22 protein-coding genes and 1 other RNA gene are annotated in these 24149 nt (G+C 39.6%); 12 read left to right on the plus strand and 11 right to left on the minus strand.

All coding sequences use genetic code 11. The features are described 5' to 3' along the window. Position 1: 1 nt before the first annotated feature. Positions 2–3604, minus strand: coding sequence for a dynamin family protein (locus QT711_RS00170; protein ID WP_317941470.1), 3603 nt, complete (start codon positions 3602–3604; stop codon positions 2–4). 155 nt (positions 3605–3759) lie between these two features. On the opposite strand from QT711_RS00170, the gene QT711_RS00175 reads away from it, so the two are divergent. Beyond that, positions 3760–4218, plus strand: a complete 459-nt coding sequence (locus QT711_RS00175; RefSeq protein WP_317941471.1) for a chemotaxis protein CheX — start codon at positions 3760–3762, stop codon at positions 4216–4218. Positions 4219–4270: 52 nt separating this feature from the next. Here the strand turns inward: QT711_RS00175 and QT711_RS00180 are convergent, their stop codons facing one another. The 7 genes from QT711_RS00180 to QT711_RS00210 form a co-directional block, all read right to left on the minus strand. Beyond that, a complete protein-coding gene (locus tag QT711_RS00180; protein WP_317941472.1) occupies positions 4271–6187 on the minus strand; it encodes an ATP-dependent DNA helicase in 1917 nt (638 codons plus the stop codon). A gap of 310 nt (positions 6188–6497) precedes the next feature. Then, positions 6498–7628: a THUMP domain-containing class I SAM-dependent RNA methyltransferase gene (locus tag QT711_RS00185; RefSeq protein WP_317941473.1), complete on the minus strand. Its 1131-nt coding sequence runs from the start codon at positions 7626–7628 to the stop codon at positions 6498–6500. Between the two features lie 235 nt (positions 7629–7863). Then, positions 7864–8249, minus strand: an RNA gene (rnpB, locus tag QT711_RS00190) — RNase P RNA component class B. Between the two features lie 64 nt (positions 8250–8313). After that, positions 8314–8610, minus strand: coding sequence for a cell division regulator GpsB (gene gpsB / locus QT711_RS00195; protein ID WP_317941474.1), 297 nt, complete (start codon positions 8608–8610; stop codon positions 8314–8316). Between the two features lie 99 nt (positions 8611–8709). Beyond that, positions 8710–9975, minus strand: coding sequence for a ribonuclease H-like domain-containing protein (locus QT711_RS00200; protein WP_317941475.1), 1266 nt, complete (start codon positions 9973–9975; stop codon positions 8710–8712). Beyond that, positions 9917–10300 (minus strand): DUF1998 domain-containing protein, encoded by a 384-nt coding sequence (locus tag QT711_RS00205; protein WP_317941476.1) that lies wholly within the window; start codon positions 10298–10300, stop codon positions 9917–9919. The genes QT711_RS00200 and QT711_RS00205 overlap by 59 nt, the downstream gene beginning before the upstream one ends. Positions 10301–10358: 58 nt before the next feature. Then, the gene (locus tag QT711_RS00210; RefSeq protein ID WP_317941477.1) at positions 10359–10556 is read right to left on the minus strand and encodes a hypothetical protein; all 198 of its coding nucleotides are present in this window, start codon (positions 10554–10556) and stop codon (positions 10359–10361) included. Between the two features lie 547 nt (positions 10557–11103). On the opposite strand from QT711_RS00210, the gene QT711_RS00215 reads away from it, so the two are divergent. From QT711_RS00215 to QT711_RS00255, 9 genes are all read left to right on the plus strand, one after another. After that, positions 11104–11493 carry a helix-turn-helix domain-containing protein gene (locus tag QT711_RS00215; protein WP_317941478.1) on the plus strand — a complete coding sequence of 130 codons (390 nt, stop codon included), beginning with the start codon at positions 11104–11106 and terminating at the stop codon, positions 11491–11493. A 58-nt stretch (positions 11494–11551) separates the two neighbouring features. Beyond that, positions 11552–11995, plus strand: coding sequence for a hypothetical protein (locus QT711_RS00220; protein WP_317941479.1), 444 nt, complete (start codon positions 11552–11554; stop codon positions 11993–11995). Positions 11996–12012: 17 nt separating this feature from the next. Beyond that, on the plus strand, positions 12013–12915 hold the full coding sequence (locus tag QT711_RS00225) for an exonuclease domain-containing protein (RefSeq protein WP_317941480.1): 903 nt from the start codon (positions 12013–12015) through the stop codon (positions 12913–12915). A 274-nt stretch (positions 12916–13189) separates the two neighbouring features. Then, positions 13190–13363, plus strand: a complete 174-nt coding sequence (locus QT711_RS00230; RefSeq protein ID WP_317941481.1) for a hypothetical protein — start codon at positions 13190–13192, stop codon at positions 13361–13363. A gap of 167 nt (positions 13364–13530) precedes the next feature. Next, positions 13531–14460, plus strand: coding sequence for an ABC-three component system protein (locus QT711_RS00235; protein ID WP_317941482.1), 930 nt, complete (start codon positions 13531–13533; stop codon positions 14458–14460). After that, positions 14450–14797, plus strand: a complete 348-nt coding sequence (locus QT711_RS00240) for an ABC-three component system middle component 6 (RefSeq protein ID WP_317941483.1) — start codon at positions 14450–14452, stop codon at positions 14795–14797. The genes QT711_RS00235 and QT711_RS00240 overlap by 11 nt, the downstream gene beginning before the upstream one ends. Then, positions 14778–16481, plus strand: a complete 1704-nt coding sequence (locus QT711_RS00245) for an ABC-three component system protein (protein ID WP_317941484.1) — start codon at positions 14778–14780, stop codon at positions 16479–16481. The genes QT711_RS00240 and QT711_RS00245 overlap by 20 nt, the downstream gene beginning before the upstream one ends. After that, positions 16478–16639 (plus strand): hypothetical protein, encoded by a 162-nt coding sequence (locus QT711_RS00250; RefSeq protein ID WP_317941485.1) that lies wholly within the window; start codon positions 16478–16480, stop codon positions 16637–16639. Before QT711_RS00245 ends, QT711_RS00250 begins: the two co-directional genes overlap by 4 nt. Before the next feature lie 185 nt (positions 16640–16824). Then, the gene (locus QT711_RS00255) at positions 16825–17076 is read left to right on the plus strand and encodes a hypothetical protein (RefSeq protein ID WP_317941486.1); all 252 of its coding nucleotides are present in this window, start codon (positions 16825–16827) and stop codon (positions 17074–17076) included. A gap of 145 nt (positions 17077–17221) precedes the next feature. On the opposite strand, the gene QT711_RS00260 is transcribed toward QT711_RS00255, so the two are convergent. Together QT711_RS00260 and QT711_RS00265 are read right to left on the minus strand one after the other, a co-directional pair. Beyond that, the gene (locus QT711_RS00260; RefSeq protein ID WP_317941487.1) at positions 17222–19489 is read right to left on the minus strand and encodes a DEAD/DEAH box helicase; all 2268 of its coding nucleotides are present in this window, start codon (positions 19487–19489) and stop codon (positions 17222–17224) included. Further along, complete coding sequence (locus tag QT711_RS00265; protein ID WP_317941488.1) at positions 19486–19857, minus strand: YppE family protein; 372 nt, start codon at positions 19855–19857, stop codon at positions 19486–19488. Before QT711_RS00265 ends, QT711_RS00260 begins: the two co-directional genes overlap by 4 nt. Positions 19858–20029: 172 nt before the next feature. Between QT711_RS00265 and recU the strand changes: the two genes are divergently transcribed. Together recU and QT711_RS00275 are read left to right on the plus strand one after the other, a co-directional pair. Then, positions 20030–20638 carry a Holliday junction resolvase RecU gene (gene recU, locus QT711_RS00270; RefSeq protein WP_317941929.1) on the plus strand — a complete coding sequence of 203 codons (609 nt, stop codon included), beginning with the start codon at positions 20030–20032 and terminating at the stop codon, positions 20636–20638. 24 nt (positions 20639–20662) lie between these two features. Next, complete coding sequence (locus QT711_RS00275) at positions 20663–23329, plus strand: PBP1A family penicillin-binding protein (RefSeq protein ID WP_317941489.1); 2667 nt, start codon at positions 20663–20665, stop codon at positions 23327–23329. Positions 23330–23489: 160 nt separating this feature from the next. On the opposite strand, the gene nth is transcribed toward QT711_RS00275, so the two are convergent. Continuing rightward, entirely contained in the window at positions 23490–24140 is a 651-nt protein-coding gene (nth, locus tag QT711_RS00280; protein WP_317941490.1) for an endonuclease III, read from the minus strand. Positions 24141–24149 lie beyond the last annotated feature (9 nt).

The following is a 24149-nucleotide window of genomic DNA, read 5'->3' on the forward strand; positions in this document are numbered from 1 at the left end:
GTCAACCCATCCCCTTCAACTGGATTTTACCGTAAACCTGCCGCCATTCCTCCAACTGGTGAGCATCGAGTAAGAGAGCGCGCTCGGATTCGATTTGTTGTAGACTTTGCGTCATTAAATGAAGACGGAGACCTTCCGCTTCCGTTTCAATCCATTGCTCCGCCCATTGCTCAATCCGCTCTTTCTCTTTCCCTAAATACATAGAGGCATCCTCTTTTAAACGCTCTTCCAACAAGTCTCTTAAGATTAACCGTTCACCTTTCTCAAAAAACGCTTTTTGGTTTTTAAATGCACGATTTACATCTTTATAGATGGTAGGATCTTCAAATGGTTGCGGGAATGAAAGCATTACTGCATCCTCTGTTTCATATGGAGAGGGTGCAATGGATCGGTCTTTTTCCGCGAGTCGGCGTAACTCGTTTCGTTGACGCTCTTTCAATTGCTTATTCATGAAATTCAACATACGTAAATTCGTCACTTTTAACTCCTGCGATAAATCGAAACCGACCATTTGAACCGTTTCTGCTAACGCAATCGACAGCGCCTTGTCTGAAGAATAATTGGCAAATGTCGACGGACTATACCCTTCCTTGAAGAAGTCTCCAAATCGAAGGAATACCCGTTGTAAAATATAATAAACCAATTCATTTAATTCGTTGCTAGACGCTTTTCGAATGACCTCTGTAAACCGTTGAGAAAAATGCGAACGGATTTCTTGTTCAAATCGATCAAGTTCCTGCATGCGATCCGCTTTACGGGATTGGTTCAATTCCGTTCTTTCAATTAATGTACGGAGCCGTTCAACGGTTTTGGTCACTTCATCTTCCAATGCTTGAACAGCTAAACTTTTAAGATCTTCTTCTAAGAAGCGTTCAAAGTATTGTTCAAATTCGGCCATGGCAGGTTCCGTTTCATTGCTCAGTTTCGCTTCAAGCGCCTGGATGCTGGAAATCCCATGAACACGCGGGTGACGGATTCCAAAAGTCGTCAGTTCTTGTTTCACAAAGTCTTTCACTGCTTCCGCTTCTTCTTCGTTTGCCGCAAGATCAATTGCATTTACGATGAAAAACATTTTATCTAACTCAAATGCATCTTTGACACGGCCAAGTTGAATAAGAAACTCGCGATCTGCACGGGCAAATGCGTGATTGTAGTACGTGATGAATAAAATCGCATCCGCATTACGGATATATTCGAAAGCAACATCCGTATGGCGGGCATTTGTGGAATCAGCACCTGGAGTATCAACAAGCGTAATGCCCTTTCTCGTTAACGGACAATCAATGAACAAATCAATTGCATCGACAAAACAACTACGGTCTTCTTCGGCAACGAATCGTGTAAATTCAACTTGATCAACATTCATCGTCTCACCTAAATGCCCACCGTACGTTGGATATCCCTTTTGGAATGCGCGTATGAACGTCTTATGGATATGTAGACTTTCATCTTCTAATGCTTTCGTCAGCACAGTTTCCGCTTTGTTGAATGCATCCTCTAATGATGTAATGGGTGTGCCTAAAGCATCAAATGAAAAAGCGACATCTTCTGTCATCTGCTGAACTGATTTTAAATGGACATCCGCAGTTCGATCCTCTTTTCCTGGCTGAATAGGTCGAATACGGTTAATGGCAGCGGTTGTTGGGTTAGGTGACACTGGTAATACACGATCTCCCATGAGCGCGTTGGAAAATGATGATTTTCCAGCACTGAACGCACCAAACAAAGCGACAGTGAATTCTTGTTGGGCTAACCGGTCTGACTTATTGTGTAAGTACGTTGCGGTATCAGAGAATCCAGGAATATGCATTACCGCATCTGCTATGTGAAGCGCTCGTTCGATGACAGCTTGTGCATCAGTATGATGTACAACTTCAGGTTGCATAACTTCTTCTGTTTGTACGATCTCATCCGCTGATACTACATGCCTATCCGTTTCCATCTGACTAAGGTCAATCGTCTGCATGTCTTCACGTACGTGCCATTCCTTCAACAACTGTCGACTGTCAGCAAGCAATTTTGCTGAAGGCGACGCCAAGCTTTTTTCAAACTGTTTCAGTTGTTCTCGAATTTCTTCCACCTGATAGATAGCGGACAGTTTTTGTTCGTACACATCGATGGTATGCTGGAGTTGTTCAGCTTCTTCATTACCGGTTGACGCAGCGAGTTCAGACATTTTCATTTTCCAGTCATCCGTTCGCTTACGGAAGATTTGTTGAATTGCTGTTTTCATTTGATCTGCCATGTTTAAGATTGTATCGCCCGTCATAACGTCAGATACATTCAAATGCACATCAATTTCCTCAAATGGAATTTGCATATTCATCTCATCGATTTCCATAGAACGTTCATCGGACATCAGACCTGCATTTTTCAATGTTTGTTTCATTAACGCCTTCAAATGGACTTCAATTTGTGTATGGATAAGGCTCGCAAGATTATTCGCTAATTCCGTTTTTCTTTTTTCCCTTTCCTCAGCTGTTTTTTTCGCTCCGAATAAAAAACCTACTTTAAACCGAGGTGATTTTGCTTCTAAATACAGTTTCAACAACTCGCGTGTATCGAACGGACTGATAGATGCGTTGCGCAACAACTCATTTCGTTCCCTTTCGAATGTTGCGTAAAATGCATCTGCAGAAAGGAGCGCTGCACGTTTCTTTACGGCATTCATTTCCTTTTGTAAATCTTCAGATTGACCCCATTCATCCTCATCGATTAGATGCGCGTATGCTGTTTGACGCTCAGCTATCTCTTCTTCCAAAAAGTTCACGTGTTCTTCTTCAAACTTCCGTAATGATTGCTGGGCGTTTGATAAAAATTGTTCTTTCCAGTTTTCCATAGACCCTTCTACTATTGCTTTTACTTTTGCAAAATCATTGTGGGGATGATCCATGGCACGTAATGATGTATAAAAAATCCCTTTAGGCTCTACGCCCCATAACGAAAATGAGTCTTCCACAGATTGCTTGAACGCGTCAAACGACAACTCACTTTCTCGGTGCTTATCGATTTGATTGATGATTAAATAGACATTCGGATTGAAACGCAATAAATCCTTTGTAAACGTAAAATTCAATTCCGATTGGACGTGGTTATAATCCATCGTATAGAAGACGAGATCGGCTAAATGTAATGCCGATTCTGTTGACAAGCGATGAGCATCATCCGTTGAATCGACACCAGGCGTATCCATTACGGTAATCGCTTCTGGCAGTGCAGATTGCGGATGGCCAATGTCGATAAGAGAAATTTCCGCTCCGTCTTTGCTAAATGATTTGATAGCATCAAAAAATCCATGCCCTTCAAATTTTACGGTAGATCCATCTGTCTTATGTACAATTGCAAATTCTTGGTTTGATTTTTTCACTTTAACGATATTCGCACTTGTCGGTATCGGACTTGAAGGTAAGAGATCTTCCCCGGTCAGTGCATTAATCATTGAAGATTTCCCTGCTGAAAAGTGTCCAGCAAAGCCAATAACAAATTCCTCGTCTACTAATTTTTGTGCTAAGGAATGTGCTTTTCTTACTCGATCTTCGTCATTACCTTCCTTGAACAGTTGTCCATGGATGGCTGTTCTTTCTAAAACATCAGTATGAGACATAATTCCCGACCCTTCCATCTAGTTGATTCCACATCTAATCATAACACTTTTTTCTAATCTAACTACCTACAAAGTGCTTTGAAATTTATCTATACTTTATTCCCTCGATAATGGTATTATTAGACTATACATATTAGAAGGAAAGGAGTGCCTTTATGAGTACTTCATCAACGATTCAAAAAGTGTTAAACGGTGCTATTTCCTCTTTAACGACAATCATACCCCTTAAATTTGATGTGCTTTCACCAGTTCTGACGTCCCAACCTTATGAACAGAAGGAGTTAAGTGTTCTCATCCAGATGGTTGGCGCGATAAAAGGTCGATTAATCCTCGATGCAAATAGTGATATCATTCAAATGATTGGCCAATCCATGTTCGGTATGCGGATTGAAGGTGAAATGATTGAATCCTTTACAGGCGAATTAGGCAATATGGTTGCTGGAAATTTGTGTACCGTTTTGGAACAACATGACTTTTCACTTGACATCTCGACTCCGACAGTTATGGTTGGTGAAACGAAGCTTTATGGTTTTACACAAGCATTCAAGTTACCGCTTCGCTTTGACAGCGGGACAACGATGAATGTCCTTTTAACAATTGATGAGCAAGCATAACAAAAGCTGTCTTACGATGGGTATCTTACCATGAAAGACAGCTTCTCTTATTTCATTTGCGTACAACTGTCTTACTTTCCACTGGGAAAGCTTTTGAAACAATTGTTTTCAGCTCTTTTTCTGAACCTTCCATTAAGACATGTATACTGCCGTAATCTCCGGAAGTCCGAATGAGGCGGCCTGCTCCTTGACGTAAACGTAAAAGCATAAATGGTAAATCAACGTCTTCAAAAGGATGCTTCGCATTTTTTCTACGCGCATTAAACAACGGATCATTTGGTGGAAACGGTAAATCATAGATGACAACTCTCGTTAATGCGTCCCCCGGAATATCGAGCCCTTCCCACAAATGATAAGAGCAAAGGATGCGCACGTTCTTCTGTTGGAAATCCCGAATGATCGCCGATAGTTCACGTTCTCCTTCAAACGCAATGTTCTGCTTGTGTTCATCAGAAAGTGCACGTTGGAACGCACGCATTGATACCTCAGATTTGAATAAAATCAACGTTTGTTCCTCATTTTCAAGGAGACTTTCTACATAATTTGTTTTTCCACCTGAATCGACGTCAGCTAGAACAACTTCCATCGCTTGTTCATAGTCAAATGGTGAATCCACAGAGAATGATAGGAATTCTTCAATTCCCAAACTATCGAGGATGTAAGAAAAGTCCTGATCGACCGATAAAGTTGCTGATGAAAACACAATTGGAATATTTGAGGAGAATAACTTTTCTCTTAAAATGTCTGTAACGAGACGAGGCATAATAATAAGCGTCATTTCGTCTTTTCTTTCTTCCAACCAATCAACTGCTTCATTGTCAGAAATGAATAGTTCCAACGAGAAAATGTATTGTTCCAAATACTCTTCAACCATCGTCAAGTCATATTCCGGAATAATGTACAATTCACCTTCAAACACGAATTCTTCCAATAGCGCAGTCGAAATTGTCATTGCTTCTTTTCCTACAGCAACAAGTTCATCGGTTTTCGCAATGGCTTTTCGTGTTTCATCATGATTGCTTGCATTTGTGCGAAGCAAACGGAAAAAATGCTCGTGGGCATCAATCAGACGCTCCATCAATTGCAATGTCTCTTCACGAATGCCATCGACCATTACCCGTTCCAATAAATTCAATAACGTATTATTTTGCACTTCATATGTCAATGCTCGTTGCGCAGAATACTCTAACAAATGACCTTCGTCAAAAACTACCATTGATACTTCTGGTAATAATGCCAATTGTCCTTGTCGCTTTCTCGACTCTTTCGTCCAAATATGTTCCATATAAAAGTCGTGTGAACAAATGATCAAATCGACTGATTCCCGGTAGTGATTTCTGTGGATCGTTTGGCCACAACGATTGCGCACATCACAAGCTGCACATTGTTGGATTGGATGGAAATTAATCGACTTCCACTGTTCATCATTCAAATCAGGATAATCTGAGCGTTCACCGTACGGAAAAATAGATTGAAGTGATGCGTTCCCTCGTACAAATTCAGGTAATTCACTTTGAACGATATCTGCATATTCTTCCTCTGATGAATCGGCGGTCTCCTCTAGTCGTTTCAAACAGAGGTATTGGTCCCTTGCTTTTGCTAATCTTACATCAATGTCAATCGCTAATGCTTCACTTAATTTATGGATGTCGCCTTCTTTTTTCACAAGTTGGTCGATTAACGTTTCGTCCGCACAAGAAATCAATGCAGGCTTTCCGGTATAGCGTGCATAAGCAATGGCCGGTAATAAATATGCGATTGTTTTACCTGTTCCGACCCCAGCCTCCGCCATTAGGACTTTCTTTTCTTTTAATGCTTGCTCGATTTGGAATGCCATATAAATCTGTTCATCTCGACATTCGAAACCTTTTTCCGTTAGATCGTCATACAACGTATCGCCAATCCAGTCATTCAACGATTCATAAAATGATTTTTCTTTTGATAACACAAATGGCATTTGACGCTTCATCGGCATCGACCCTTTCTTTTAAGCATATGGTAGAGGTTAGAAAAAACTCTATATAGACCGTTCCTCTGCGCTCCAAAAGGCACGCTTTCCGCGGGGCGCGCTTGAGCCTCCTCGTCCGCTACGCTTCGCTTTGCTTCCTGCGGGGTCTCAACAATCGCGCTAAATCCCGCAGGAGTCGTCCTTTTTCCGCTCCGATCCACTCTTAAGTTTAAAAAAGAACCGTTTTAAAGTAAGTAGGCATATAGAAAAAATGCATGACGGCGAGTTGACCTTCATGCATTTTTCACATTTTGTCACAACCACTTAATTTTTACTTATGTCGTTGACCCCAGTATTGATAGAAGTCTGTACGGATGAAGCCGTTGAACAACTTCCGTTTTTTTGTAGCTTTCTTGCCGTACATTGTCTCAAAGTTTTCAAGTGAAGATAACATATAAACTGACCAAGATGGATAGTGCTCCATAATACGGCCAATCGTTTTTGTTATGTCTTCAGCTTCTTCGATTTCTCCTAAACGTTCTCCATAAGGAGGATTTCCGACAAGTACGCCATTCAAACCTTCTACAGCTAAATTTCTTATATCTTGCTGTTCAAAACGGATTAGATCCATAAAACCCGCTTCTACTGCATTTTGCTGAGCTACTTTAATCATTCTTGGATCTACATCAAATCCTGTAATGTCTAGCGGCTGATCATATTTTGCCAACTCTTCAGCTTCTTCACGTACGCGATCCCAAATGGCTTCTTTCATCCACGGCCAGTGTTCACTACTGAATTCCCGATTGTATCCTGGTGCAATTTGTTGCCCGATCATTGCTGCTTCAATCGGAATGGTTCCTGATCCACAAAAAGGATCTACGAACGGACGGTCAGGATTCCATTTCGTCAATTTGACGAGGGCTGCTGCTAACGTTTCTTTAAGCGGTGCATCACCTTGCCCAACTCGATAACCGCGTTTGTGCAAGCCGGCACCACTTGAGTCGATCGTGAGCGTCACTTTATCTTTTAAAATGGATACTTCCAGTTTAAATAACGGGCCGGATTCATCAAGAAAACCGTTCCTTTTGTATGCTGTCTTCAATCTTTCAACGATTGCTTTCTTCACAATTGCTTGGCAATCAGGAACACTATATAACGTTGATTTGACAGATTTTCCTGCGACCGGAAAATTGGCGTCAACAGGCAAATACTGTTCCCAAGGCAAGGACTTTGTCTGTTCAAACAAATCGTCAAAAGTAGTTGCTTTAAATTCCCCTACAATCACACGTACGCGGTCTGCAACGCGCAACCACATGTTTGTCTTGGCAATTGCCGTTTCATCACCTTCGAAATAGATTTTGCCATTTTCAGTTGTCGTTTGGAACCCTAGTTCCTTCACTTCATCCGCAACAATTGACTCAAGCCCCATCGCGGAAGTGGCGACTAATTTATAGTTTGACATACATTTTCAACTCCGTTTCTAACGTGCTACAAAAAGAGGATTGTAGTTCAGCCGTGTTTAAGGGACTCCTATTAGAACCTCTTTGTAAAGGACACTAGCACGCTTGGATCTTTCGTACATTCATTCTTATGTAGTGTGTGTTTCGTTGCTAGAATTCATTCAATTGCCCATGAATGAAGAAATGCCCTCCAAACGAAAAGGAGAGCATTGATTGGTATTGTTAAACCATCGTAAATTCGATAAGCCATGTTTTGTTCCCGTGTACTCAAACGGCTCACGCCTCGTACGATGGGTGGTAATCATCTATCTACAGACACAGTCTGTCCCTTCCTCCGTTCAATTCCTTCAGAAGAGTGCCCCTACCATAATTTGGGTTTCTCGCTCGTGGGGTTTACCGCGTTCCATCCGACCCGTTTCCAGGCCAGCTACGTTACTGTGGCACTTTTCAGGGAACCTCATCCATATTTGCCGAAGCAAACGTAGGATTTATTCCCGCCGTCAACGCGCTAAGCGCGAAGCCCCGGCTTATTTTTTCGCCGAGCACGAACACTACGGTCTTCTCAGAACCGTGCGAGCATGGACTTTCCTCTACAACTAACGTTGCAGCGATTACCTGAATTCACACTATGGTTTCAACAGTATACAACAATTTTCAACAAATCACAACGGTTTTTAAGCAACTTGCTTATTCATAATCATACAATTTGCTGCCGAATACATGCTTCTCAAGGTTTGAAATCCTTTTTAACAAATCGAAGTTCGTCGTATTCGTATTCGTTGACGCAGGACGTTTCGCCGCAGCCGCAACTTCTTCTTTCAACTTTTCGTTTTCTAAGCGTAAGTCAGCTACTATTTTTTTGAAAGCTTCATAATCCTGTATGACTTGATCTAAAAATAAATCTACATCTTCTTGGTTGTATCCACGCATTGCTGTTTTAAATTCTTTTTCAAGAATCGTTTTCGAATCCAGTTTTATTTCCATAAAATGACGCCCTTCCATCAATGTTTACACATCGCAATTATAGCATAATTTGTACATCTGTGTCTTTCCATATCGTGAAAAGAAGTAGGATTTTGTCGGTTACTGCGCTTCCCCGGGAAATAGTTTCTTGCGCAATCTCATTTCCCGATGTGCAAACTCATTTCCCTTCTTCCTTCTGTAATCGGAAGTAAAGTCTGAATCCCTTTGCAAAAGCATAATTCCCTCCTTCGTCCAATTCAACGCTTTTCCAAACTCTTTCATCCTATGTTCATAGAGCTTGGCCAATTCCTCATAGGCAATGAGTTTTTCTTTGCCCGCCAATCCTGCAGCCCCTATATGAAATGCTTGAACAGCATTTTTGTAGTCGCCTTCTCTTTTAAGGATGAATCCAATATGGAAATGTGCACGCGGCTCATTTTCTCCATACGTCTCAATCACCTTCTCAAAGACTACTTTACTACGATGATACGACTTTAAATCAGCATACCACTTTCCAATATTCGTTTTAGCAGTCGAGGAAGCGGCGTGTTCGTTTTTCAACAACAAATTTGTAGACAGTGTATACAACGTTACGAGTGATAAAATATCCCATTCATTGTGAAGCAACACTTTCATCAGCAGTTCCGCACGTCCGTTTTTCACAGCATCTTGATAAATGATGGGCGCCATATGACCTGGCACATCATCTTTACGGAAAAAACCAAGTTGTTCTTGTTCCACTGCAGTCAGTTTAAAAGTGGTCATTTCATTCTTCCAAATTCTTTTGGAACCGTGCAATAAATCGATCTCTGTATGTTTTATTAACGGAGGAAGTTGCTCACGATTCATCGTCCATCTCGTTTGGACTTGGGGCATGTCAAAACTTTTCCCATTATACATGACGATCGACTTCGGTTGTTCCCAAAGTTTAGAAGCATACAGAAATGCCGCTTCATGATCAGGTCCAGCCAAGACATATTGTGTTAATGTAAAGGATTCATTTGTATATTCGATAAAGCCCATTAGAAATATAAGTGTGCCAGCCCCTTTTAAACCCGTTGTCTCAGTATCAAAAAAGACAAGTGGTCTTGAAGGATTCAGCGCTAACGGATGTGGTTCACGGGATGTCCGCCACGAATCAATCGTATGCACAAGCCCTGAAAGTGGAAATTTACCATGTTGGTGATGCAAGTCGTAGTTCACGATCCGTTTATAGACGATCCCAAACTCATTGACTTCCTTCGTCAACCCTGCACGCAACCAACGATCTTCGTATGGTGGAGGAGGCGGTATGGGACGTTCAGTTTGCTCCTCGACTACTTGAGGTTCAGTTGTATTCTTTTTCAGAAGCTTCTTCATTTGCATCAGTTTTGCTTCGTAAGACATTGCTTTCGCCTCCAATAAGCGCATTCAGAAGAAAAATGACATCTTTTTTCATCCGTATGCCTTCTTCCTGCGCACCGATACAAGCGGGACAGCCGTTTTTACAGCGGCAATTACGTACATGTTCAGCAGCACGCTCCAATAGTTCTTTCCACTGATTAAACAGCTTTTCACTTAACCCAATGCCCCCCGGGTAGCTGTCATAAAAAACAAGATAAGTTTGACTGTGTAGACTTACTTGTGGACAATCGCGAATATCATTCTTGTTATAGTTGTTATCAGAAGAATTAAAGAAGAAGGAAGTGTAAAAGTGAGATCGCCCCACCATTATTGCATTCTATTATGGATATCTTAACATAGAAATAGTAATTTATGAGGATGATTGTTTAAACACCGGATTTCCGCTCCAGGCGGACGCGTTCCGCGGGCACGGCTTCAGCCGCTTCCCTCGCTTCGCTCAGTCCAGGGTCTTCAGCTCGCGCTGTTCCCGCAGGAGTCGCCGCCTTGCGCTCCAATCCTGAAGAGCAGTATCTATAGTGTATGACCAATAAAGTGTTGTCATATGCTAGTTGGCCAAAGTGCAAGCACGGACACTAGCGGAGAATAGCACGAATGGTGAGACCACGCAGGGCGAAAACACACGAGTAGCTCACCTGTGCCCAGCGGAATAAAGTCCTGCCGATACCTGATTGCTTTTTTGATGACAAAATCAATAATTTTCTAAATCTCGTAGCCCCTTGCACAGAATGTTTATTCAATTAAACAATTTATTTCAAAGAACCGTAGGAAATCCCCCTCGTTTCTTAATTACAAACTAAAACTAGAGACTTATCGAAGCTATCCAATTCAAAAATAGCAGGTTTGTAAATTAGAAATTTTAAACTTTCCTTCGAGTGCCCCGAAGAGAAGATTTCAATATTAAAAATCGATAATGTTGACTGTAATCTTGTATATACAACACTTGTAGTAAAATAGTTAGCTACTTCTGTTTTTTCCTTCATTGGCTTCAATTCATATTATCTATAAAGTGCATTTTATACAATACTAAAAATTATTGTGTAATTTATTCACAATAGATGGAATGTGCATTTTTTCCACTGTATAATACAGGTAATTGAAAGGGTGAGTAAATTGAATTATGGTGACAGACTAAAGACCCTACGAAACAATAAAGGTCTATCTCAAAAAGATCTAACAGATAGACTACATATAAATCGTTCAACTTATGCCAGATACGAAACGAATTCAACACAACCAGATTACGAAACCCTTTCAAGGCTTGCTGATTTTTTTGATGTTACCATTGACTATCTCCTAGCTAGGTCTGACATTCCTAATCATAAAGCCGTTTTTGTTGCCGGTAAGGATATAAACCTAACCGATGAAGAACTTGTCTTATTTAATGAGCTTAAGAAACACCAAATCATGTTTCATCATTTGATGTCAAATCCGAAGAAGAAAGTGAAAGAGCTAAACAAGCTGTATAAAATGAAACAGATGTTTATGGAAGATGAAGAATAAGAATATAGGGATGGATTTGGTGAGTTGGAGGATTAACTATTTAAGGGGTGACTAACAATTGACGGAAAATCTACTTCAAGAACGAATTAATGAACTAAGCAGTGCAATTGTAAATTTCGAATCTAACAAAACACATATTACTGGGTTCTATAATGAAAAGATGCTTCTCTCACACCTAGAGAGTCATAAAAGAAATTATTTATCTATTGGTTTATATGAAACTACCCTCGTCAATTTCTCTAACATCAAGGACGATGCTCTATTCCTTGTTCAAGAAGACGGCAAGACGATTTCTAAACATCAGTACCGCGTCATCTTCAAAGATCGAGTTCAAAGATCAAAAGGAGCTTCTTCATTACTCCTTACCGTCAGAGAGCATCAATTTCTTGATCAATGGCAAATTGTCATGGAAAACCAATGCATTGAATTTGAAACTAGGTCTGAGTTGAAAAGTTATTTGTCTGAACACTTTAGAACGGATTTCGAGTTTTTAAATCAATGAAATCATGGGGTGATTAGTTGAACTTTGTAACTATTGATTTTGAAACAGCAAACTCATCGCGTGCTAGCATATGTTCTATTGGACTAGCTAAATATGAAAACGGTAAACTGGTGCAAACATTAGAAACTTTTATAAATCCTGAAGACGAATTCGATTATTACAATATTGAAATACACGGTATTACTGAAGAAATGGTAAAAGACGCTCCTACGTTTATTGATTATTACCCACTCTTGTCAGACTTCATCGAGCATCATACAGTGCTTGCTCATTATGCTGCATTCGACATGAGTGTACTACGTCATGCCTGCAATAAATATTCATTGGATTATCCGTTATTCAAGTATAGCTGTACCTATCAACTTTCTAAAAAGTTACTTCCTAACGAACTTAATTATAAATTAAATAGTTTAGCTGCTAAATATCAGTATGAGTTTACACATCATGATGCATTAGAAGATGCAAAAGCTTGTGGTCACGTTTTGTTGAAGCTCTTTGAAGAAACAAACACAAATAGCTTCATTGATTTGCTTAGTTTAGCAGATTTATCGTTAGGTGAACATTTCAGTGACAGGTATAGACCAAGCCAAACTAAGTTCTATAAAAGCTCACGAATGGACATTACGACAACCGTTACAGAATTCAATCAGAATCATGTGCTGTTCAATAAGACAGTAACCTTTACAGGTACATTAAAATCCATGGTACGAAAAGAAGCTGCCCAAAAAGTAGTTGATCTTGGAGGAATATATGGAAATGGAGTCACGAAAAATACTGCATTTTTAGTAGTAGGTGATTACGACTTAACACAATTCGGCGCTGGATTCCTAAGCTCTAAAATGAAGAAAGCAAGCCAACTGAAAGAACAAGGGCAAAACATTGAAATTGTTGGTGAACAAGAGTTTTTGAAAATGTTGTAAGCTTGTGATAAAGGAAAAAGGCCGTGATCCTTTGCAACTTAGACAACTACATACTGACTACTGGGAGGAACGGGCCGATAAGGTCCTCTCCTATTTTAAATATACATAACCGGTTGCAAGTATATGTTTTCGAAGAAGTGAAATCGTTCTCGATACCTAAAAAGAAAGCACGTTGGGGTACGACCTACCTTAAAGAGCATCTCCCTCACGTTTAAAGGAAGAAACTAGTCGTTGAAGAGTTCTGACATCTATATGAGCACCACACCTCTCAGCTGTGCATAGACAAGTATGCAGTAGTCAAAATGGAGCAGTAGGCGAAAAGGATGTCAGCCTATCTGCTAATGCTTCTCGGTTTCTAGGACAAGTTTACGCGGATGCGATGGATGAAGGAGTATTGATAAGTGATATCGCAGACTACTTTTTTACAACTGAAGAATTCGCGCAATAATATCGGCTTGAATTGATATTTACTAGGAAAATAGATGTTTTCATTGAACATAAAAGAAAACTAGGGATGATTGAGTGGATTAATTTAAGTGGGGTGTAGGGATATTTCACTAATATAGTGTTGCAAGACAAAATGATCAGACGAAATAAGTCTAAAGGGGTGTAATTATGGATAAGATACAACGACTTTTTTTCGAAATGAAATTTGATTTGTTTTTTTATAAAGAACGAGGAAACGGCTTTGAAGACTTATTTGCACGTATAATGAAAGCAAAGCATAAACATGATTTTATAGAAGTGAAGACATGGGGAAATAAAGGAGACTTGAAATGCGATGGCTATTTGCAAAGTGAGGGCATCATATTCCAAGTATATGCACCTAATCAAATTAATGGATCTAAACTAGTGGCTAAGTTTGAAGAAGATTATGAGAAAGCAATGATTCACTGGAACGGAATTGTGTATCAATGGATTTTTGTTCAAAATGCTAAAGACGGTGTTCTAGGTATTGATGCCGTTACTCTTAATGAAATTGAGAAGTATAAAATAAAAGAAAAGGTCGCAATCCCTATTCTTTTATGGGGTATAGATGAAATCAAGGAAATTGTATTCTCTTTACCTGCCAAAGAAATTATCAGCATTTTTGGTGAAGTACCCACCATGGACGATTTGTCTAGTCTTCAGATAAAGCATATTGAACCGTTTTTAATGCCGTTTCGCGTCATGTCAGAGGGATATATCTCAGATATAGAGATCAAAGAAGTCCCTCAAAACAAAATACAGATCAACTACTTATCTGAATATATTCAAGACTTATTAAAGATCGGCATGAGAAAAGCTCATCTGATTGAAAAGATAATTTCTTTAGGGCATGAAGTTGATGCTGTGCAAAATCTTTCAGTAGCTTTTCAGGAAAAATATAAAATACTAAAAAAGGAATACAAAGAGAATACCGACCAAATATTCTACGAACTTAGAGATTTTGCCGGTTATAAATACGTAAAAAATCCTACTGACGAAATTGCGATTCTCACTATTTTAGCTTATCTATTTGAAAACTGCACTATCTTTGAGAGTGTTCCAATTTATGCCGAATAATAATATTTGGAATGCTGGAATTGTGCATACTCATAATATAGAATTGATTATAGAGATTAAACTGAAAGAGGTGGTTCGAGTGCTTTTACCTAACAAATATATACATGAAGAAAGGACAATTGTAATGGTTGGAGGGAAGCTCATCCACCTCTTACGAAACCCAGTAACAGTAACTCAACTTTGGGATTCATACAGAAAGCAACAAGAAATTCAAAACCTCCCTCAGGTCCCTTTCGATTTATTTATATTAACCTTAGATTTTCTCTACATTATTGGAGTTATCGATTTTAGAAAAGGTAAATTAAGGAGGTTAACTCATGATCAACAAAATATCTAGTTCCATTCCTACCTTTAAAGAAATTTGTTTTCATAGCGGATTAAATATCTTAGTGACTGATAAATCTGTAGACTCTACTTCAACTAATACAAGAAATGGGTCAGGTAAGTCTAGCTTGATAGATATTATACATTTCTTATTTGGTGCCAGCGTGGATAAAAATTCGATATTTAAAAAAGAAGAACTTGCCGATAGTATATTTGATCTTGACTTTACAGTTGAAGACATAGCTTATACTGTTGAACGCAGTACAGTAGCTAATTCTAAAATTCTGCTTACAACTCATTTACCTGAAGGTGAACAAAAAGAAAGTCATTCACTAGCCAATCTAAATAGTAGATACTTAGAAATACTTTTCGGAATAAAAGATGATAAGGTTTCTTTTCGTGGAGCATTCTCTTATTTTATACGCCAAGAAGGAAATGGTGGATTTTCCGATCCTATCGAAATACATAAAAAACAAAACAAGCTTTCCAAACAAGCTTCCTTGTCTTTTCTTTTCGGTTTAAATACTCAGATACCATTAGAATGGAAAGAATTGAAAAGAAAAGAAACAGAATTGAATGTGTTAAAAAAAGCTTTGAAAAATAAAACTGTAAATATATTAAAAAGTGAAGGCGAGATTAATACCACCTTAACCATTTTGAACGAAAAGATTAATCGCCTAGAAAGTCAATTGCACAATTTCCAAATACTACCTAAATATAGAGATTTAGAACATGAAGCAGATAAATTAACCATTTTTATAAATGAAGCGACTAACAATTCTCAAATTCTTTCTTCACAAATACACGACATAAGAAAATCTTCTGAGTCAGAAGATTTACAGCAAAACATTTCGATAGAAACTCTATACAATGAAGTCAATGTGGTCTTGCCACAAAATATAGTTAAACGTTTTGAAGATGTACGGAAATTTCATGAATCTGTTGTAAATAATCGAAAAAATTATTTAATGTCTGAAATAAAGGAAATAGAAGATGAGATTTCTGTATTAAGAAGTAATATTGATAGATGGTCTATAAGAAAAGAAGAAATTATGCAGACACTTAATGATAAGGGTGCGCTGGATCAGTTCTTAAAAATTCAGCAAGAGTTAAATAAACTTAAGTCCGAGTATACTGTTTTATCCCAACAACTCAATGTCATCCATTCTATTGAAAACACTAAAGCTGAGATTAATCAAAAGAGTACTGAGCTACAACAAAGACTCAATGAAGATATTTTAGATAATGAAGAAGTTATTAAAAGAGCCATATTGTCCTTCTCTCATGCCGCAAGATTCTTATACGGCGAAGAGGATACAGCTAAAATTATCATCGATAAAAAAGGAAAAGATGGCATAAATATAGAGATTATTAAGTCAGACAAAAAAAGTAAAGGAATTCATAATATGATGGTCTTTTGCTTTGATATGATGCTAATGGAAATTAATATGTATTTGGAGAGACCTCTTGATTTTATGGTTCATGATAGTCACCTTTTTGACGGCGTTGATGAACGACAAATAGAATTGGCTTTAACTTATGCTAAACTTAAGTCCGAGGAATTAGGCTTTCAATACATCACCATGCTTAATTCAGATACTTACAAAGGTTTCGAATCGCAATTTGAGGAACACAGAATTAAAATTGACATATCAGATGCTACTGAATCTGGTGGTATTTTCGGTTTTAGATTTTGAAAATAAGAGGAAGTCTCAACATTGACGAAATTAAACTAGTTCGTATTGATGAAGATGTAATAAAGCTACAAAGATTAAATGCTGATGTGCGTTCTAAAATGGATAAGTTGTTGGATTTGTATTTGGATGATAAGTGGCCAAAAGAAAAATTGTATTAGATCAACGTTATTGGATGTCGGAAGAGCAATTAAAACGGATTGCAACTGACTTGTAAGAAAGAAACCGCAAGCGCGCCTTATTTGAGGAACTGCTCGAACCTGCAGATCAGCTACGGCTATATGGGAGCCTATTCCCTTCTGCTACAATTGAACTACAAACCCATAGATTGACGCTGCATGCGCTCGTGACAATCGAAGTAAACATTTCAATTGAAACTATGGAAGAAGCCACAGGGCGTGAAGTTTTAGAGCAGGACAAGTTTAGTTATATCATAGCACAGCAAATTCTAAACGATCAAAAAGGATTATCGCTAGAAGCACTCAGTCGTATGATTGGTAGCCAACCTTCTACTCATAAATGGAACCAGGAGCGTTTGGGAGCATTCAAGAACTTAGCCCCTATCAAGCAGTCCCTGCCGTCAGACCGCAACGTGTAGCCCTGCTCAAAGGAGAATTAAGAAGGAATCCGGATATTAGTGGTCGGCAATTGGAGTAAAAGACGGGCATCTATTGAAAGATGATTTACAAGCTAATTGAAGAAGAGGGATTGAAGCCATAATGACAAAGCTTCAACCCCTCTTTTTATTGTGCCAATTCATATAGCAATGCACTAACATTTCTCTTGGCCGTATTCACTCCTGCTTCTTGAGCACCAATACAAATTGGACAGCCCAATTCACATGAACAATCTTCTACATGATTGGCTGTAAGTCTTAATAACTCCCCCAAATTCTCATACAACTTCTCACTCAATCCAATACCTCCCGGATAACTGTCATGAATGAAGATGGTCGGCTTGCCTGTGTGGACTGCTTTCACTTGAGGAATAACGTGAATGTCATTTTTGTCACATTTAATCATTAGTGGAATCAAAGACCGGACTGCATATGCTGCGCCAGTCATTGCGTCAGTCAAATCGGACTCTTTCCATCCATCTGGTAAGTCAAAAGCAAGCCAAGTCGCATTCGTATGCAGTTCTTCGGCTGGCAAGTTGATTGGACCCGAACCAATATTGTCACGTTTATCATGAAGCTTAATCTTTTTAAAAATAGTAGGAATCGCCAGTACAGCTATGTCCCCGAATGCGACAGTTGCCTTCCCGAATGGTTTCTTTTCGTCTTCGCTAATTACTTTCAGCTCGACAGCTAAGTTTGCATCCGTATAATAGTCGACATCGACTTCGCGCACATATGCTTTCTTTTCATCCCAATCAAGGATTTCGACTTGATATTGTTTGCCTTGGTGGATATAAATCGCTTCTTCGTGTAAGAGGGTCATGGCACTATATCGATCCATTTCTCCGATGACAACAGTCCCTTTCGGAATCGTTTTGTCGATAATAACGACATTTTCTTGCGACGCAGAACGCAGACTGATTTCACTTGCCGGGAATCGATCGGTCATCCAATGCCACTTATCGGACGTTCGGACAAGTACACCTTCCGCTTCTAAAAACGCGAGCAATTCTTGTACCTCAAATTCGCCGTACATTTCTGTCAGTGAAAACGGCAATTCGAACGATGCACATTTTAAATGGTCCATTAAAATCAACATATTATCGGGGTGGATCATCGCTTCTTCAGGTGTCTGTCCTAGCAAATAATTTGGATGCTGAATAATGTATTGATCGAGCGCCATTGACTGCGCAACATAGATGATTAGCGCGTCGTCCTGTCTTCTTCCTGCCCTGCCCGCTTGTTGAAGTGCACTTGCAATATTGCCTGGATACCCCGTCATGATGCATGCTTGTAACTGACCAATGTCAATTCCTAGCTCCAACGCATTCGTACTGACAACCGTCTTTATCTCCCCATCACGTAACCGTTTCTCAATAGTTCTTCGTTCTGACGGTAAATAACCACCTCGGTAGCCCATAATCGTCGAGTCGAATAATTTTTTCTTCGTCAATTCCTTCATATAGGTGACGAGCATCTCTACCCGCACGCGGCTTTTTGCGAAGATGATTGTTTGAATCCCTTCTCGATATAAATAAGAAGCGATATCCCTTACTTCAAGAATAGCACTTCGTCGAATCCCAAACGTTTTATGAACGACAGGTGGGTTATAAAAGATAAAATGTTTTGCGCCTGCGGGTGCGCCGTTATTTGCGATTAACTTCATTTTAGTGTTGGTCAGCGATTCTGCTAAATCTTGCGGATTGGCAATCGTCGCAGATGTGCATATGAAAATTGGATCACACCCATAGTAGTTGCAAATTCGTTTTAGTCTTCGCAGTACATGCGCGACATGACTTCCAAACACGCCCTTGTACGTATGCAGTTCATCAATGATGACGTACTTTAAATTCTCAAACAAGGACACCCACTTCGTATGATGCGGTAAAATACCAGAATGCAACATATCTGGATTCGTCAATACAATATGACCCGACTTGCGCACCTTCGTCCGTAATCCTGGGGCTGTATCGCCATCATACGTATAGCTCAAAATGGTTTCTCCACTCGCTTCAATCAATTCGTGCAAATCTGCCAACTGATCTTGTGCAAGTGCTTTCGTCGGAAATAAATACAATGCACGGGATGCATCATCTTCTAAAATTTGCTGAAGCACTGGCAAATGATAGCAGAGTGATTTACCTGAAGCAGTCGGCGTAACCGCAGTGATGGATTGTCCACTCGTTGCACTATCAAATGCTTCACGTTGATGGCTATAAAGTTGCGTAATGCCTTTACTTGAAAGTGCTTTTACAATTGACGGATGCAATTTTTCTGGAAATGAAGCATATTGGGCTTGTTTCCCATCCATTTTTTCGTAATGCTTAATGTTCCTTTTCAAATCCGGATCTTGTAGCATTTCTTGGACCACATCTTGAACAGTCTTTCTTGTCATTGTCCATCTCCCTGTTCCGACTGTAGTGCATCTATGACAGTTTTTAATGTATACATTGCAGAGTTAATTGAAAGGATGAAGCGCTTTTTCCCTGTTTTCGCATAAAAAGATTGCACGATAAACTGCTTCATCGCGTCATTTAATGATTCGATTTGTTGCAAATGTACGTATTTCGGTTTTTCTGTCCGTATGAGCTGTCGCATTTCATCGGACCAATCGTCCAACAGTTTATGATTTGTATCTGCGTAAGGTTTTACTTCGTTAAAGAAATCGGGTTCACGGTCCAATTCCCTCATTGCTGCATGCCTTGTTATGCATTCTTCACATACTGCAAGGAGTCTGACCGTATCATTATATAAGTTTGACAAGCTATCTCTTCCTTTCGACTTCCTTTATATAGTCTACCAAAAACAGAGGCAAATCACCACCTTACAACGAACGTGCATTCCGCATTTAGATTAGAAAACGATGAGAACGGAACTTTTAAAAGACGAATCCGTCCAATCATTATGGTATGATAGGAAATGCGAGGTGGTAGGTATGACAATTCGTTATCCAAACGGAAAAAAATATGTACCGGTTAATCAGACGACAACAAAAAAGACGGCGAACATCTCTTTTAGTAATCGCGGTAAGACACTTGAAGACGAATTGAATGATTCCAATGAATACTATTTGTCCAACAATATTGCCGTCATCCATAAAAAACCTGTACCCATTCAAATTGTAAACGTCAAATACCCTGCCCGAAGCGCAGCCGTCATTACTGAAGCGTATTTTAGATCACCATCGACAACAGACTATAACGGAGTGTGGAAAGGACTATACATTGATTTTGAAGCAAAAGAGACGACAAGCAAAACCTCTTTTCCGTTGCAAAACATTCATGAGCACCAAGTAAAACATATGAAACAAGTGATCGAACAAGATGGTTTAGCTTTTTTTATCATTAAATTTACCACAATTGACCGGTATTTCATCCTTTTCTATGAGTATTTCGAAAAAAAGTGGGAAAGAATGATAGCAGGAGGAAGAAAATCTATTACTCTTGCTGAAATGGAAGAGATGTCCATCGAAATGCAGGCAAGTTTTCAACCGAGGTTGGATTACTTGGCAGCTCTCGAAAATCATTTGCAATCTTTATTATGAACGATGTGAAAGGCAGGAAAACGTATGAGTGATCAAATGAAATCACGAGCAGCGCGCAGACAACAGATGGAGTCTGAACGCAAAAAAGGAAAAAAGAACAACAAAAATTCAAAAGGGCTTTTAAAGAAAATCATACTTGGCATTGTAGCACTTGGGATTGCAATGTTTGTCGGAGGATTAGGGCTGTTTGCATTTTACGCTAGCAGCGCACCTGACCTTGATGAAAGTTTATTGAAAGACCCCCTCTCCTCTTCCCTTGCAGACATTAATGGGGATGTTTTCATGAAGTTAGGGGAAGAAAAACGAGAATTTGTACCGTATGATGAAATTCCAAAAGAAATGAGAGATGCAATTCTTGCAACTGAAGATGTCCGGTTCTTTAAACACCACGGAATGGATTTTTGGAGACTGGGAGGCGCAGTTCTCGCCAACTTCAGAAGTGGATTCGGTTCTCAAGGAGCTTCCACATTAACGCAACAAGTCATTAAAAACTCTTTCCTATCCGATGAAAAAACACTGAAACGGAAAGCGCAAGAAGCATGGTTGGCTTTTAAATTGGAAAGAGAATACGAAAAAGAAGAAATCTTTGAAATGTATTTTAATAAAGTATTGATGTCTGGAAGAATTCACGGTTTTGGTACAGCAGCTGATCATTTTTACGGGAAAGAACTAAGCGAACTTGAATTACACGAAATTGCTATGCTTGCTGGATTACCACAATCACCGAACGGTTACAACCCGTTTAAAAATCCTGAGCGAGCTGAAAAGCGACGAAACATTGTCCTCGGTCTCATGTACAAACATGAAAAAATAACAAAAGCTCAAATGGAAGAAGCAAAGGCAATTCCTGTTACTGAAACTTTATTGCCAGAAGATCAACGCCAAGAAAACAGTAATTCCAAATACCTTGCGTATGTAGACGTTGTACTTGATGAGTTGGAAGCTGCAGGAATGATGGATCTACTATCGGAAGGTGTGACAATACACACAGCACTTGATCCTAAAGCACAACAATCCGTTGAAAGTGCCATCAATTCCGATATTTACGAATCAGAAGAGATGCAAGCTGGTATGACCGTATTGAACACAAAAACAGGTGAAATCGTCGCAATTGGTGGAGGTCGTAACTACGGTGGTCGTAATTTGAACTTTGCATCCGGTGACAACCCAAGAATGCCTGGTTCTGTTATTAAACCAATCCTTTCTTATGGGCCAATTATCGAAAGTAAAAGTTGGTCAACTGGGCAAGTGATCGTTGACGAACCTTATAAATACAAAGGGACAAATACTTCCATAAACAATGTAGACGGTAAATTTCACGGAGCGATTTCAATTCGACAAGCTCTGTATAACTCAAGAAATATTCCTGCCGTTAAAATTTTCGAAGAAATTGGCGGGAAACAAGCAAAGCAATTCGCAGAAAATCTTGGACTTAATTACGAGAAAATTGATGGATCCAATGCACTTGGTGGTGGCGAAGCAGAATTTTCTACAATTGAAATGGCGGGCGCTTATGCCGCATTCGGAAACGGAGGCATTTACACAAAGCCACATACGATTAAAAAAATCGTATTACGCGATGGTAAAACTGAACGGAACCTTGCGCCGGATCCTCAAACAGCAATGAAAGATTCAACCGCCTACATGGTAACAGATATGTTACGTGATGTTGTTACAAAAGGAACTGGTAAAAAAGCGAATGTATCAGGATTGGATATGGCCGGAAAGACAGGTACAACAAACTATTCTTCAGAAGTTAAGAAAGCAAATGGCTTGAAGAATACTGACGTTCCTGACAGTTGGTTTACTGGCTATACGACGGAATACACGATTTCTGTATGGGGTGGATATAAAAACCGTAATACCCCTATTAAAACGTTTGATCAAGGACGAGACGTTCCTAAACACCTCTTCCGGAACGTAATGACCGATCTTGTCAGAGGTAAGACAACACCACACTTTAAGCAACCAAGTTCAGTGGAAGAAGCGACAATTGTTAAAGGATCTAATCCATTGATTCTCGCTAGCAATTCCACTCCTGATGAAATGAAGAGCACAGAATTATTTGTTCGAGGCACGGTGCCAACGGAAATGGCTGAAGAAGTACTTACCGAGTTGGAAGCACCAACAAACTTATCAGCCGAGTATGATGACGAAAGCAAGTCCGTGACACTAGAATGGGATCATAACGAACCTGATTCCGATTTGTTCGATGGAGACGTAGAATTTGCGGTTTCGGTATCTGTTGACGGTAGTAACGCTCAAAATATGGCGACTACAGCCGAAAATTCGGTTACCTTTAATGGCGTAGAGCCTGGACGTACGTATGTATTCTCTGTCATAGCGATTGCAGGTGATATACAAAGTAGCCCAGCTTCCACTTCCCTACTCGTTGATGAACAGGTAGAGGAACCAGAAGATGACGGTGAAGACGAGCAAGAGGAAGAACAAGAGGAAAACGAAAACGGTAACAATGATGGAAACAACAATGGCAATAACAACGGTAATAATAACGGCAATAACAATGGTAATAACAATGGTAACAACAGTGGAAGTGGAAATGAAAACGGGTCTAACGATGGAGATAACAGTGGTTCATCCGGTGATTCCTCAGGCACTGGAGATGGCTCAACCGGTAATGAAGGAAGTAAAACGCCTGGATCCGGTACGAATGATGATTCAGGCGATTGATAAACGAATTGCATAGTAAAAAGAGACAGTCGAAGCATTCCGTGCCGACTGTCTCTTTTTTCACTTGTTTAATTCGATTTATAACCAACTTGTTTATTGCGTGATTTTCAGTAAACTGGACATCGATTAAAAGATCGGTTTGCATAAAACAAAAATCTCCCTAACCGATTACTTTCATCCTTTTCTTCCCTTCCCTACACAAAGGAAGAAGCGGACATTCTTCACAAGCTGGATTTTGGGCTTTACAATGATAACGGCCAAAGAAGATTAGCTGATGATGTGTATCCGTCCATCTTTCCATCGGTGTCCACTTCATAATCTTCTCCTCAACGACGAGGGGCGAATCTTTCCATCGGTTCATACCAAGCCGCTTCGCTACACGTTCAACATGTGTATCGACAGCAAGTGCAGGTATGCCAAAAGCATTTGAAACAACGACGTTTGCGGTTTTTCTGCCGACACCTGGCAATGTTGTAAGCACGTCTCGGTCTGCCGGAACTTCCCCATCGAATTGCTGAATTAGCATGTTGCTAAGTGCTTGTATATTTTTAGCTTTATTGCGATACAAGCCGATGGACCGGATATCTGTCTGTAACTCTTCAATTGTGACATTTACATAATCCGCAGGTGTCTTGTATTTTTTGAAAAGATTTGCTGTCACTCGATTGACAAGCACATCCGTACACTGCGCAGATAGTAGTGTTGCTACAAGCAATTCAAACGGATTGTCATGGACCAATTCACAATGCGCATCCGGAAACATCTTACCTATCTCATCCAAGCAGATTTCCCACTGTTTTTTTGTTAACATCCCTCATCA

The sequence above is a fragment of the Sporosarcina saromensis genome (genome assembly GCF_033253735.1).
In the GTDB taxonomy this organism is placed as follows: domain Bacteria; phylum Bacillota; class Bacilli; order Bacillales_A; family Planococcaceae; genus Sporosarcina; species Sporosarcina saromensis.

Coding starts and splice junctions, on each gene's coding strand:
- nth (WP_317941490.1), bottom strand. CDS start 24,140: ATGTTAACAAAAAAACAGTGGGAAATCTGCTTGGATGAGATAGGTAAG.
- QT711_RS00205 (WP_317941476.1), bottom strand. CDS start 10,300: ATGGTGGGGCGATCTCACTTTTACACTTCCTTCTTCTTTAATTCTTCT.
- QT711_RS00240 (WP_317941483.1), top strand. CDS start 14,450: ATGCCGAATAATAATATTTGGAATGCTGGAATTGTGCATACTCATAAT.
- QT711_RS00235 (WP_317941482.1), top strand. CDS start 13,531: ATGGATAAGATACAACGACTTTTTTTCGAAATGAAATTTGATTTGTTT.
- QT711_RS00170 (WP_317941470.1), bottom strand. CDS start 3,604: ATGTCTCATACTGATGTTTTAGAAAGAACAGCCATCCATGGACAACTG.
- gpsB (WP_317941474.1), bottom strand. CDS start 8,610: ATGGAAATAAAACTGGATTCGAAAACGATTCTTGAAAAAGAATTTAAA.
- QT711_RS00180 (WP_317941472.1), bottom strand. CDS start 6,187: ATGAAGCGTCAAATGCCATTTGTGTTATCAAAAGAAAAATCATTTTAT.
- QT711_RS00175 (WP_317941471.1), top strand. CDS start 3,760: ATGAGTACTTCATCAACGATTCAAAAAGTGTTAAACGGTGCTATTTCC.
- QT711_RS00200 (WP_317941475.1), bottom strand. CDS start 9,975: ATGTCTTACGAAGCAAAACTGATGCAAATGAAGAAGCTTCTGAAAAAG.
- QT711_RS00245 (WP_317941484.1), top strand. CDS start 14,778: ATGATCAACAAAATATCTAGTTCCATTCCTACCTTTAAAGAAATTTGT.
- QT711_RS00260 (WP_317941487.1), bottom strand. CDS start 19,489: ATGACAAGAAAGACTGTTCAAGATGTGGTCCAAGAAATGCTACAAGAT.
- recU (WP_317941929.1), top strand. CDS start 20,030: ATGACAATTCGTTATCCAAACGGAAAAAAATATGTACCGGTTAATCAG.
- QT711_RS00185 (WP_317941473.1), bottom strand. CDS start 7,628: ATGTCAAACTATAAATTAGTCGCCACTTCCGCGATGGGGCTTGAGTCA.
- QT711_RS00275 (WP_317941489.1), top strand. CDS start 20,663: ATGAGTGATCAAATGAAATCACGAGCAGCGCGCAGACAACAGATGGAG.